A 12,807-nucleotide genomic window follows, 5' to 3' on the forward strand; every position below is an offset into this window, starting at 1 on the left:
TCTCGTCAGCCGTTACTCTGGCATGACCATGTATCTAACGCGCTCTGGCCGCGGCAAACCCCTCCTGCTCGTTCACGGATTGGGAGGCAGCAATCGTTCCTGGGACACAATCTCGCCCACGCTTGCGCAAGACAGGGAGGTAATCGCTCTGGACCTTCCCGGCCACGGACAAACCCCCGCCGAAGCCGACAGCGGCACGTTCGACGGGCTTGCACGCAGTCTGGATGACTGGCTCGTGGCCAAGGATCTGACAGGTATCGATATGGTAGGCAGTTCCCTGGGGGCCCGCCTCGTACTCGAAATGGCGCGACGCGGACACGCCGGCGCAGTTGTTGCGTTGGACCCGGGCGGTTTCTGGCAGGGATGGGAACGGACGTTCTTCAGGAGCACTATAACGGCATCGATTGCCCTGGTTCGGGCGCTGCGACCGGCCTTGCCAGCTATAACCGGAAATGTCGCGGGCCGGAGCGCGCTGATGGCCCAGTTTTCCGCCAAGCCTTGGGCCCTCGATCCTGCATTGCTTTCGCGCGAACTGAAATCGTTTGCCGATACACCTACCTTCAATGCACTTGTGAAAGACCTTGCGAACGGGGAAAACCAGCAGGGGCCCGCAAACACATCCGCACCGCTCGTAATCGGTTGGGGACGCAAGGACCGGCTATGCCTGCCGCAACAGGCGGCCCGCGCGATGGCGGCGTTCCCCGACGCAACGATGCACTGGTTCGAGGATAGCGGCCACTTCCCGATGTGGGATCGGCCAGAGGAAACCGTCCGCATAATTCTCGATGCGACGGGTCACCCGAGAGCAACTTGACCTTGCGGACGTCCGCTCGACAGATTGGCAACTCCATCACCAATTCAACTCGTATCGGTCGAAGCCATCCGGTCCTACCATAAGATTCCGGTGGTCGGTTCGAGCAAACTGCGCACACCCACTACCGACCTTACGCAAGGTGGCGCACCCAACGCGGCGCAGGTCCGGTCATCGCCACGGCCATCCATGATGGACACGGCGTGCGTCGCGAGGTGCTTGAGAAGATGGGGCATTGTCCGAAGAGGGCCGCCTGCGCGAGGAAGACCCATTTACCGGACAGCTGTTGCAGGCATTCCTACCCATGTGATCGGCAATCGATCCCGCTTCGAATTCGACCTGAACCGGGGCGAAGATGATGCCGTTTACCGCACACTTCAACAGAGTTGGGGCTTGAAGGTGTGGCATCAGGAACCGGACGACGAACTGGTCGAGAAATCGCTTAACATCCACCGCGCGTTTTACCGCACGATGGGTAGTGTGTTGAGCGACGTCTCGCAAATGCATCCCCGTTTCGTCGTGCTCGACGTTCACAGCTACAACCACCGGCGCGACGGGCAAGGGGGCGCTGACCGATCCGAAAGACGCTCCGGAAACCCACATCGGTACATTCTCGATGCCGCGCAAATTCTGGGCGTCGGTGGTTGACCCGGTGATGGAAGCGATGTGCAATTTCGACTTCGACGGCCGCAAGCTTAATGTGCGTGAGAATAGGGCGTTTCAGGGCAAGGAGGCGCTGACTCGGTTTGTGCATGAAAACTATCCCGAAATAGGCTGCGCGAACGCGATCGAATTCAAGAAATTCTATATGGACGAATGGACCGGAGAGCCCAATCAGGACGATCTGGCGCCGATGCGCGGTCTGATCAAATGCGCTGCCGCCGCCGCTGAACGGGCCCTGTCGTGAGCGCCACCCAAACCGGCATGGCGAGCGAACCAGCAACCACGGACTATAATTTCTGCGAAAACGGCGCGCTCCGTCAGGAACTTGACACTGGCGGCTGGGTCCATGTCGATCGCCCGCTCCCGCTTCTGATTATCAACCGCTACCACCCGCTCAGCGTCGATCCCGATCAGGCCAAGCGCGGATTGTACAAGATCGACTTCAAGGCGATCGAGCACCCGGTGCTGGAAACGCTGTTTTCCGAAAAGCGGCGCGAACTGGATCATCAGCTTACTATGCTGGACAGCCGCAACCCACCGCGTTTCCGCTACGCCGCGCTGATGCTGTACGAAACTGTCGACAGCGAGCTCAAGCAGGCTGCCGAAGCCATCCTTGCAAGCCCCAAACGCAGGGCGAAGGGCGACCGATCGAAAGCCGACTGCCACGAGATTGCCGATGCCGCCAGGAGGATGGCCGGACGGTACGACAAGCAGGACGATAGCTTCGATGCACGCGGGGAAATTCGCGACGATCTGTCGTCCGGGATGATGGTTTCGAAAAACCACCTTTATGCTGGGTCATCCACACGGGCCCCGCGCAACCGGATCGAGCCATTGCTCCATCACGAGGTCGGCGGTCATTTGCTCACTTACGTGAATGGCGACAATCACGACATGGAGATCTTCAAGAACAGCTCGCCGGACATGAAGGTATCCAGAAAAGTCCGGCTGTGTGTGCCGAATGGGCTGTCGGCGGTTTGACCAACACCCGGCTCTGCCTGCTGGCGGCGCGCCTACTCGGCGTCGATACCATGATCGATGGCGCGGATTTTCCGGTCCGGCGGGCTGGCCAAGGATGCGATCTACCTTCGCGGATTCAAGGCCGTGCTGAATATCCTGGCCGCTCGCGGTTCGCTCAAGGAACCGCGCCTGCGCCCGGAATTCCTCGATACCGAAAACACCCATGCCCGAATCGCCGCATTCCGCAGCAACATTCACGCAGGCGGAAAGGCTGAAGCGGTCGAAATTACCGAAACGGAACTCAAGGTTGCAGAATTGATCCGCCCCCGTCTGGTTGCTGACGGCATGTTCCTGGTCGGTGTCGATATTGTGGGCGACAAGATCCTTGAAGTGAACGTATTCTCACCCGGGAACTTAAAGACCTGCAACGAGATGGCCGGTGTAAACTTTGCCGTGCCGATCATCGAATCGGTCGAACGCAAGGTGCAGGCCCAGAAGGAAAACCTTGTGCCCTTCTCGAACCAGGTCCTCGCCACTATGTAATTTATGCAATCACCAGCAGGATACTCAGCGGCAGTTTTCAAATTCAATGGAAACTGCCGCTGGTTTTTGGTCCTAGTGGCGGGCGTTTTGGTTTTGCAACAATTGCAAATCCCGGTTCGTGAAATCCCGGTCGAGGTGTACGACCGAACAAAGCCATAAGTGCGCCCAGCTATCGGGATCGTTACTCGGCAGGCTCGGGCTGACGGTCGCTTTTGGCCAAGTCAGCTTGACCTAGCGTGGCCTGGTCCGTTGTCGATTTGGCCGAACCCATACCGGGCGCGGTCGACTTGCCGCCGATCTTGTCGCGGACCATCTTTTCGATCCGCTCGCCGATCTTAGCGTCGATTGCCTTCCAGTACTCGAATGCGCGCAAGAGCACGTTTTCGCTCACACCATCGCTGAGATGCCCGGCCACGTTCGACACAAAGCGTTCCCGCTGCTCGTCGTCCATGACGTCGTTGATTAATGCCCGCGGCTGACTGACATCATCGTCGTCTTCGCGCAGCGTATAGGCCTGACGGACCATGTCGCCGTCGGCATGAAAAGTGGCTTCGATACCGGTCACCGGCTGGGCGGCGGGCCCGCCATAGGAATTGGGCGCATAGACGGGGTCCACGGCATTGACCGTCCGCATCGCCCCGGCGCGCGAGTAGGAATTGACCTCGGCATTCTTCGCAACATTGACCGGGATCTGTTTGTAATTGACCCCAAGTCGCGCGCGATGCGCGTCGGAATAGGCAAATCCGCGCGCCAACAACATCTTGTCAGGCGACAGTCCGATGCCGGGGATCATGTTGTTGGGTTCGAATGCAAGCTGTTCGATTTGCGTGTCCCAATCGACCGGGTTCGCATTCAGCACCAGCTTCCCGACCTCGATCAGCGGATAGTCGCCATGTGGCCAGACCTTCGTCAGGTCGAAGGGATTGATGCGATAGGTCTTCGCGTCTTCGTAAGGCATGACCTGCCATTTGAGCGTCCAGCTGGGAAAATTGCCTTCGTCGATAGCATTGAACAGATCGCGGCGGTGATAGTCGCTGTCCTCGCCCGCCTTCTTGACTGCCTCGTCCTGCGTCAGATGGGCGTTGCCGCTTTCGTTGCCGACGTCGGTCATGAAGTGGAACTTGACCCAGAACTTCTCGCCCTCTGCATTGATCAACATGTATGTGTGGCTGGAATACCCGTTCATTTCGCGCCAGTTTTTCGGCACGCCGCGATCGCCCATCAAATAGGTGACCTGGTGCCCGCTTTCAGGGGACAGGGTCCAGAAATCCCACATCATGTCATGATCGCGAAGCCCGTTATCCGCGCGCCGTTTCTGGCTGCGGATGAAGTGCTGGAACTTGAGCGGATCGCGGATGAAAAAGATTGGCGTATTGTTGCCGACCATGTCGAAATTGCCGTCTTCGGTATAGAACTTTACCGAGAAACCGCGCGGATCGCGCCAGGTGTCGGGGCTTCCACGCTCACCGGCCACGGTTGAAAACCGCATCGCAGTTTCGGTCTTTACGCCCTGCTGGAAACACGACGCCAGCGTGTATTTGGAAACATCCGCAGTGCATTCGAAATAACCGAATGCGCCCGAACCCTTGGCATGGGGTTGGCGTTCGGGAATCCGCTCGCGATTGAAGTTCGCCATCTGCTCGAGCAAATAGTGATCGTTGAGAACAATCGGGCCATCGCGGCCCAGTGTCAGCGAATGCTCATCGCTCGGCGCGCGAATACCTGCATCAGTCGTAGTCGGCGGCACATTCGGTTTGCTGGTCATGGCGAGGCTTTCTGGAAGGTAGGAAATTTGTATTACCCTGATGAACGGAAGGGAGACACGAAGCGTTCCTTGAAAATCTTCGTATGGTACTTGGCCCGATCCTCTGGGATCCGGCCCGCCGTGATATGACGGCGAGGCTGGCGCTTTGGAGGGTGAAGGGGGAGGGCGAAGGCCTGCCCACTGGATTTAGCCTCGCGATGGGACGAAGTTCTTGAATGAAGATGTCAAGCGATCCTGAAGTACGATGATGAAACCACTTACTGAGAAACATCTTGCGGTTTTTCGCCGCCACATGGTCGAGATGATCGACATTCATTTCGATCTGCAGAGCGACGAGATCGGTACGACGCATATGGACGCAAGGTTACGTTCGGCCCTGCTCGAGGTACCGCGCCATCGCTTCGTGCCGCTCCAGCTGATGGGCGCCGCATATCAGGATACGCCGCTACCGATCGGTTTCGACAAGACGCTGCCGCAACCGTTCATCGCCGCCCTGATGATCGATCTGCTGGACATTGGGCCAGACGATGCGGTGCTCGAAATCGGGACCGGGCTTGGCTATCAGGCGGGCGTAATGGCGCAATTGGCGGACCATGTCTGGAGCTTGGACGTGGTCGAGGAATTCATCGAATATGCCGAAACCATGATGCTGGAATTGCAGTATGCCAACGTCACCCTACGGGTGGGTGACGGGGTTGCCGGATGGGCGGAAGCAGCGCCATTCGACAGGATCCTGGTTACTGCAGCGTCCCATGAACCGCCTGCCCAATTGCTGGCACAGCTGAAGCCCGGCGCACGCATGGTCATGCCGCTGGGTAACCCGGACGCGCAGCAGATCAGCGTGATCGACAAACAGGCGGATAACGACATTACTATTCGGCGGGTCATTCCGGCGCGCTTCACTGCGCTGGAGACAATCTGAATGATGGCAAGTTGCCATGCGCGCCCGGTTCGCATCCCTGCCTAGTACGATAGTCGGAACCGTTAGGTGGAGTGGGGCCTTGGTCCATTGATGGACCCTATGAGCAATTGCCTCGGCGCCACGAACCCTTGAGTTACACTGGATGCGAATACGGGCTGGCGCGGCCGATAGCTTGCGCCTAACGGGCGAAAATGCAGCGCCTTTTTCTCTCGATCGGTTCGCTCCTCGTCTCGGCCGCCATTCTGCTGGCCGGCGGAGGGTTGCACGGAACGCTAATTTCGGTGCGGGCCAATATCGAAGGCTTCTCGCTGGCTGCCATCGGGGTCGTGATGGCCAGCTATTATGCGGGCTTCGTGGTGGGCTGTCTCAAGACCCCGACACTGGTGGCCCGCGTCGGGCATATTCGGGTTTTCACCGCGCTGGCGGCGATCACGGCGGCCTGCAGCCTGATCTTCGCGATTGAACCCTACAGCTGGTTGTGGATCGCCCTGCGCTGTGTGGTCGGATACTGCTTCGCAGGCCTTTATATGATCGTGGAAAGCTGGATCAACGAACGGTCCACCAACGCCAATCGCGGGCAGGTACTGGCGATCTATCGCGCGGTCGATCTGGCCGCGATGACCGTGGGGCAATATCTCCTGCTGCTGGCCGATCCGGGTGGATTCGTGCTGTTTTCGATGGTCGCGATCCTGATAGCCTTGTCGATCGTGCCGATGGCGCTGACGCGGATCGAAAGCCCCGCGCTGCCGGCGCAGGTAAAGCTCGATCCGAAGAAGCTGTGGCAATTGTCTCCGCTCGCCGTGGCGGGCTGCGTCGCGGTCGGGATGAGCAACGGGGCGTTCTATGCCATCGCGCCGGTATATGTGGAACGAATGGGATATGGCACGCCCACCGTGGCGTTGTTCATGAGCGTTGCCATTCTGGCCGGCGGTGCCGCGCAATGGCCGATCGGCTATTTGTCGGATATCTCGGACAGGCGGCGTATTCTGGTGCTGATGGCCCTGGGTGCGACGTTGTGCGGCCTTGCCCTGACCCTGTTCGGCGGTGTTTCGCGGATCGCCATGCTGGCGGGAGCAGCCGGATATGGAGTGTTCGCGATGGTCCTGTTCGGATTGAGCGCAGCCCACGCCAACGATCATGCCAATGATGATGCGGATGACGCCGATACCCCCAACGATTTCGTGGCCACCAGCGGGGGCTTGCTGCTGGTATACGGGCTGGGTTCCATCGCCGGACCGCTGGTTGCGCCGCTAGCGATGCAGAGCTTCGGCCCCGCCGCCCTGTGGGGCTATACCACGGCGGTGCACGGCGCGCTGTTTCTGTTCGGGGTCTACCGGATGACTGCACGCCGCGCGGTTCCTGCCGGCCAGCAGGAAGATTACGTCTATGCCCGGCCCAGCACGCCCACGGCGTTCGAATTCGATCCACGGTCCCCGGAGGACGAAGCAAGCCCCGCACAGCGCGAGGACACGTCCTTCAGCCGCTAAAGCACAGACGCGCGCAATCAGGCGGCGGTAGCGGCAATCTCGGGCGAAACAGGCGGCGCAGCAGGCGGCGGGCCGGCTTCGATAGTAGTCGAGATACCGCGGCGTTCGCGAATAACGTCGAACACGATTGCCTTGACTACTGCCACCGCCATCAGGCCTGCCACCAGCGAGAACGGCAGGGCACCGATGATCATGGCGGTCGAGATCGCATCGATACCGCCGATAATCAGCAGGCTACCTACGACCATGGCAATCGCCACACCCCAGAATATAATGTGGCGGGGCGTGTTGTCATGCTCCTGCCCGGCAGCGTTGATAGTGTTGACGATCAGGATGGCGCTGTCGGCCGATGTTATGACGTAAGTCAGCAGCAAAATCAGCACCAGCACCGACATGATCAGCGTGACGACCGGCCCGAACATCACCGCCAGCGTTGCATAGAGCTGCTGCGCCAAGGTGCTGCCCAGAATAGTGCCTTGAGCCGCGCCGCTCAGTTCGAGGTCGATCGCCGTGCCGCCCACGACCACGAACCAGACGAAACACATCAGCATCGGTGCGATGACCACGCCCAGCAGATACTCGCGCACGGTGCGCCCGCGCGAAACCCGGGCGATGAACATCCCGACGAAGGGTGCAAACGCGATCCACCAGGCCCAGTAGAATACCGTCCAGTCGAGCTGCCATTGCGCCAGCGCGTCGCCCATCACCGTGCCGTCATGCGGCAACAGGGTGACGGACAGTTCGGGCAGGGCCAGCAGATAATCGACCAGCCCAGTACCCAGCAACTGCAACCCGAACAGCACATCGCCAAACGCCAGAAACGTCACCAGCAACACGACCGACAGCAGCAGGTTAATGTTCGACAGCCACTTTATCCCCTTGCCCACGCCGGACAGCGCGGACACGGTGGAGGCCCCCACAATGATCAGCAACACCATGATGATGGCGGCAGGCGAACTGGTTTCATCTGCATTGAGCAGCCATTCGCCGCCGAACACGCGGTGCAATCCGGCGATGAACTGGTTCACCCCGATGCTGAGCGTGACGGCAATGCCCAGAATGGTAGCCACCACCGCAACGATATCGATGATATGACCCAGGATGCCCGACAAGGCCTTGCCAAACAGCGGAGCCAGCCCGCTGCGGATCGTGAGCGGCAGGCCGCGGCGATAGGAGACGTAGCCCACCGCCAGCCCGACCATGGCGTAGATCGCCCAGGCGGAAAGCCCCCAATGGAGGAAAGAATATTTATAGGCCGACCGCACCGCTTCCGCCGTGCCGCCTTCCACCTCCCCAGCGATGATCGCGGGATTGTTGGCGAAATGTGACATCGGTTCGCCGGTGGAATATGTCAGCAGGCCGATACCGATGCCCGCCCCGAACAGCATGGCGAACCAGCTGACGCGGCCGAACTCGGGCTTTTCGCCGGGCAGGCCGATGGTCTGCCGGCCGAATTGCGGAACCACAGCCAGGACGATGGCGGCCAGGACCATCGCGGCCACGACGTAGATGTACCATCCCGCGAAGGTGGCGATAACCGTGGCGTTGGCGGCAGCTAGCGTTTCGCTGGCAATCGTGGGGAAGGCGATGGCCCAGACGAGAAAGGCGGATACGATGATCTTTGCCGGCACTGCCACCTGCGTTGCGAACCCGGCGTAGAAACCGCTGTCGGAGCGGCGGATGTCCAACGGTTCGAGGTGTCGCAGGTCAGTGGTCCCGGCGGTTTGCGCGGAGGGATTTGCGGTAGGCGCAACGCCCCCGTTTTCGGCTTGATCGGTAATGCTCTTGTCCCCGGTCCATATGTCGCAAACGCGCATAGTTTCATTTGCGCCTGCGTTGTCCTGAATGCGGCATAGCACCAGAACGCGCGCATACCCAAGGTCTATAGAAAACCGTTGGCGCCGGCAGCCGATTGCCCGATGCGGAATTTGCCGCCAAAGTCGCTGGCGATGACGGAAACTGAATTCAGCCATTATGTCGGGCGCGAGCAATACCAGCATGACCGGGTGGGTGCCGCGCTGGTCAGACGTTTCGCCGCCGCGCTCGATGTGCCGTTGGCGGACAATTCCGTGCCGGACGGGCTGCACTGGTGCCTGTGTACGCCCGAGACACCAACCGAAGAGCTTGGGCCTGATGGACACCCGAAGGTAGGCGGGTTCCTACCCGATATGGGCCTGCCGCGCCGGATGTGGGCGGCGAGCGAGGTCGAGTTCTTTGCGCCCCTTACCTTGGACGCGAAGGTCACGCGGGCCAGCCGCATCCTGTCGGTCGAACGCAAGGATGGGCGCAGCGGCCCGCTGGGTTTCGTGAAGGTCGCGCATGAAACGCGCTGCGGCGATGTGCTGGCAGTTAGGGAGACGCAAACGCTGGTCTATCGCGAGGCACAGGCGGCGCGTGTCGAACTGCCACCGATCGTGAACCTGCTGCCGGAACAGCTCCGCGACTGGCAATGGCATCGCGAGCTGACGCCCGAGCCGGTGCTGCTGCAACGTTTTTCCGCGCTGACATTCAACAGCCACCGCATCCATTACGACCTGCCCTACGCCCGCGAGGTCGAGGGGTATCCGGGGCTGGTCGTGCACGGCCCGTTGATGGCGACGCTCCTGCTGGATCTCGCGCGGCGCGAATTGGGCGGCGACCGGCTGGCGAGCTTTGCATTCCGCGCGATGTCGCCTGCCTTTGCCGGTCAGCCGCTACATCTGGTAGGCCGCAGCGCTGGCGAGGAGGTAATCCTGCAGGCGCTCGGCGGTGACGGGCGCATGGTGGTGGATGCAAGCGCGAAGTTGCGCGAGGGTTAAGCCTCTGCCCGCGCCAGCAGTTCGCGCGCGATGACTTTCAGGGCCAGCGTCTCTTCTGCGCCTTCGAAGATGGACAGCACCCGCGCATCCACGAAATATCGCGAAACGGACGTCTCTTCGGCATAGCCCATGCCGCCGAATAGCTGCAGCGCATCGCGGGTGACTTCCTCGGCGCAGCGACATGCGATCAGCTTGGCTAGGCTGGCTTCCATCCGGCCTGCTCCGTCACTGCTGCCATCATCGCCTCGGTCCACCAACGCACCGGTACGGTAGGCAAGCGCGCGGCAAGCGGCCAGTTTCGCGGCCATTCCGGCAATCCGGTCCTGCACCAGCCCGTGCTGTGCCAAAGGCACGCCGAACACCTTGCGATCCTCCGCATAAGCACTTGCCGCATCGATCGCCGCCATCATCAGCCCGCAGGCCCGCGCGGCAGTTTGCATCCGCCCGCCGACCATGCCTGCCATAGTCAGGTAGAATCCGCGCCCGCGCCCTTCCTCGCCGCCGATCAAATTGGCATCGGGGACGAAGAAATCATCATATGCCATGTTGAAGCTGTGCATGCCGCGATAGCCGATGGTGGGAATGGCTTTGCCGGTCATGGTTCCGCCGGTCGGCTGGGTCACGGTGAATTCATGCGCATCCGTCGGCGGTTTTTCGACGAGGAAGAGGCTCAAGCCCCTGTGGCGGGGGGTGTGACCGGGAGTATCGTCGGTGCGCGCGACCACCATCAGCAGCCCCGCCTTGCCAGCAAAGGTGCACCACGTCTTCGCGCCGGACAGGGTCCAGCCGCCTGCCACCTTGCGCGCCTTCAGTGCCAGGCTCGCGACGTCCGATCCGTAATCGGGTTCCGTGATCGAAATGGCGCAGAGCGGATCGCCAACGGCGATGCGGGGCAGCCAGTGCGCCTTCTGCGCCTCGGTCCCGCCTGCCAGGACCGCGCGGGCCAGGATTTCCGGCCGGGTGATCAGGCTGCCTGCCGCGCCCAGCGAAGCGGCCGACAAGGCTTCGGTAATGGCAAGCATTGCGGCGCTGTCTTCGCCATCGTCGGGGGCCAACCCGCCGAAGCGTTCGGGTATCGACAGGCCGAATGCGCCCATTTCGCGCAACGGAGCCAGGATCGTTTCCGGCACAGTCAGGTCCTCGCGGTGAATCCGCTCCGCCAGTGGCGCGACTACGTCCTGCCCGAAACGCCAGAAGCTGCTGCGCGCCATGTCGCTTTCTTCGCTTGTTGAGATTTCCCGATAGGCGGTGCCGCCGGCAACGATCCGCGCGCCCGCATCTGGCGCGGCGGCACTCAGCAGACGGCCATATAGCGGCGAGGCTGCGAACGGCGCAGCGTCGCTACCGCAGGCGGCCGTCACGCGGTCGCAGCGCATCACCGTGCCGGGCAGGATTTGCGCCGCAAATACGCCTGCAAGCAGATCGCGCATCACCGGATCGGCCATCGTGTCGCTGTGCGCCAGCGCACCGAACGCCGCAATTTCGGCAGCGGCAAAGGCGAGGTCATAGGCCGCCGGTTGGCAGGCATCGACACCGTCTTTACCGATATAAGCGGCAAGCGTTGCCGTGGCGGCGCGTTCCATCGCTGCCAGTTCGGCGGTCAAGTTTTGCCAGTCGTCCACGGCAGCCCGCCTAACCCACTTTGCAGGACCCGATAACCCCTGCCTGCCGAAACGGGCATGCCGCGTTTGCCATAACAGTGCTTGGCGTGACAGTGCTTGGCAGGAAGCGCCCGCTGGCATAGCATGGGCAGGATGACGCAATCGCCACGCAAACGACCGACATCTTTCGATGTCGCGCATCTTGCAGGTGTCAGCCAGTCCACCGTATCGCGCGCTCTGGCGGGATCGCCTTCCATTACCGAAGCCACTCGCAACCGCGTGATGGCCGCCGCAGCAGAGCTCGACTATCTTGTCGACGAACGCGCTGCCCGCCTGCGCCGGGGCACAACCAGCACGCTGGCAGTCGTCGTGCTGCGCCGCCCGGAAGATACCGTTCGTTCCGCCAACCCGTTCTACCAGGAACTGCTGTATTCCGTATGCGAGGCTGCGGCGACCCGGCAACTGGACACGTTGGTTTCGCTGCAATCGGACGATGGCGACCTGTCCGGGCGATATGTCGAACAAGGGCAGGCGGACGGGCTGGTCGTGATTGGCAGCCCCACCAATGTGCGCGCGTGGGAGTATTTTCACGAGCTGGAAGCAGACACGTCTTACGACAGTCCAGATACCATCGGCCACGCGGCTTATTGGGGTACCCCGCATGAGGATATGCGCTGGGTCCGCGCCGATAACGCCACTGGCGGACGGCTGGCGGTGCGGCATCTGACCGACGCTGGATATCGCAGCATCGCTTATGCCGGATCGGACGGGAACGTGCAGCAACAGTTCCGTGAACGGCATGAGGGCTATCTCGCCGAAATGGCGGATCGCGGGCTGGCCCCGCGCATGATCGCCGTCGATCAGGACAGCAGCCGCGAAGACCAGGGCCGCGCTGCCGCCGATGCCGTGCTGGCGGCAGGCGATGTTGATGCAATGTTTGTGGCATGCGACCGGATGGCACTTGGAGTGCTGGACCGTTTGTCCGGGCTGGGCACAAACGTACCCGGCGATATCGGGGTGGTCGGTTTCGACGGGATGGGCGCGGGCCGCTTCAGCAATCCGCCACTTTCCACGATCGAGCCGGATCTGGCCGCGGCGGGCAAAATGCTGGTTGATGCCGCCATCGACGGGGTCGCGCAGGCAGATGGGGTACGAGTGCCGGTTCGCTATGTCGCGCGGTCGAGCGTGAGAAGCGAGTAGCGCCAGCGCTTTACGCGCCCGAACTTGCTTTTTATGTAGTTAACGTTTTACCACCGA

Annotated in this window: 12 protein-coding genes; 9 read left to right on the forward strand and 3 right to left on the reverse strand. The window is 61.3% G+C overall.

Translation table 11 applies throughout. The features are described from left to right. The first annotated feature begins 22 nt into the window (after positions 1–22). The 5 genes from HME9302_RS00540 to HME9302_RS00560 all read left to right on the forward strand — a co-directional run bounded on the left by HME9302_RS00540 (position 23) and on the right by HME9302_RS00560 (position 2,977). On the forward strand, positions 23–814 hold the full coding sequence (locus tag HME9302_RS00540; RefSeq protein WP_115365385.1) for an alpha/beta fold hydrolase: 792 nt from the start codon (positions 23–25) through the stop codon (positions 812–814). Between the two features lie 189 nt (positions 815–1,003). After that, positions 1,004–1,459, forward strand: a complete 456-nt coding sequence (locus HME9302_RS13370) for an N-formylglutamate amidohydrolase (protein WP_268243486.1) — start codon at positions 1,004–1,006, stop codon at positions 1,457–1,459. Beyond that, on the forward strand, positions 1,428–1,718 hold the full coding sequence (locus HME9302_RS13375) for a hypothetical protein (protein ID WP_230079806.1): 291 nt from the start codon (positions 1,428–1,430) through the stop codon (positions 1,716–1,718). Before HME9302_RS13370 ends, HME9302_RS13375 begins: the two co-directional genes overlap by 32 nt. Then, complete coding sequence (locus HME9302_RS00550; protein WP_115365386.1) at positions 1,715–2,455, forward strand: tyrosine/phenylalanine carboxypeptidase domain-containing protein; 741 nt, start codon at positions 1,715–1,717, stop codon at positions 2,453–2,455. The genes HME9302_RS13375 and HME9302_RS00550 overlap by 4 nt, the downstream gene beginning before the upstream one ends. A gap of 57 nt (positions 2,456–2,512) precedes the next feature. Beyond that, positions 2,513–2,977: an ATP-grasp domain-containing protein gene (locus HME9302_RS00560; protein WP_115367361.1), complete on the forward strand. Its 465-nt coding sequence runs from the start codon at positions 2,513–2,515 to the stop codon at positions 2,975–2,977. A gap of 181 nt (positions 2,978–3,158) precedes the next feature. On the opposite strand, the gene HME9302_RS00565 is transcribed toward HME9302_RS00560, so the two are convergent. Continuing rightward, positions 3,159–4,742, reverse strand: coding sequence for a catalase (locus HME9302_RS00565; RefSeq protein ID WP_115365387.1), 1,584 nt, complete (start codon positions 4,740–4,742; stop codon positions 3,159–3,161). Between the two features lie 244 nt (positions 4,743–4,986). Between HME9302_RS00565 and pcm the strand changes: the two genes are divergently transcribed. After that, positions 4,987–5,664: a protein-L-isoaspartate O-methyltransferase gene (gene pcm / locus HME9302_RS00570; RefSeq protein ID WP_230079807.1), complete on the forward strand. Its 678-nt coding sequence runs from the start codon at positions 4,987–4,989 to the stop codon at positions 5,662–5,664. A gap of 191 nt (positions 5,665–5,855) precedes the next feature. Further along, complete coding sequence (locus tag HME9302_RS00575; RefSeq protein WP_115365388.1) at positions 5,856–7,151, forward strand: MFS transporter; 1,296 nt, start codon at positions 5,856–5,858, stop codon at positions 7,149–7,151. 17 nt (positions 7,152–7,168) lie between these two features. On the opposite strand, the gene HME9302_RS00580 is transcribed toward HME9302_RS00575, so the two are convergent. Next, the gene (locus HME9302_RS00580) at positions 7,169–8,968 is read right to left on the reverse strand and encodes a BCCT family transporter (RefSeq protein WP_115365389.1); all 1,800 of its coding nucleotides are present in this window, start codon (positions 8,966–8,968) and stop codon (positions 7,169–7,171) included. A 132-nt stretch (positions 8,969–9,100) separates the two neighbouring features. Between HME9302_RS00580 and HME9302_RS00585 the strand changes: the two genes are divergently transcribed. Beyond that, on the forward strand, positions 9,101–9,949 hold the full coding sequence (locus HME9302_RS00585; protein ID WP_115367363.1) for an HTD2 family dehydratase: 849 nt from the start codon (positions 9,101–9,103) through the stop codon (positions 9,947–9,949). On the opposite strand, the gene HME9302_RS00590 is transcribed toward HME9302_RS00585, so the two are convergent. Next, the gene (locus HME9302_RS00590; RefSeq protein WP_230079808.1) at positions 9,946–11,571 is read right to left on the reverse strand and encodes an acyl-CoA dehydrogenase family protein; all 1,626 of its coding nucleotides are present in this window, start codon (positions 11,569–11,571) and stop codon (positions 9,946–9,948) included. The genes HME9302_RS00585 and HME9302_RS00590 overlap by 4 nt on opposite strands. A gap of 132 nt (positions 11,572–11,703) precedes the next feature. On the opposite strand from HME9302_RS00590, the gene HME9302_RS00595 reads away from it, so the two are divergent. After that, positions 11,704–12,750, forward strand: a complete 1,047-nt coding sequence (locus HME9302_RS00595) for a LacI family DNA-binding transcriptional regulator (protein ID WP_115365390.1) — start codon at positions 11,704–11,706, stop codon at positions 12,748–12,750. Positions 12,751–12,807 lie beyond the last annotated feature (57 nt).

It is taken from the genome of Alteripontixanthobacter maritimus (assembly GCF_003340475.1).
In the GTDB taxonomy this organism is placed as follows: Bacteria; Pseudomonadota; Alphaproteobacteria; order Sphingomonadales; family Sphingomonadaceae; genus Alteripontixanthobacter; species Alteripontixanthobacter maritimus.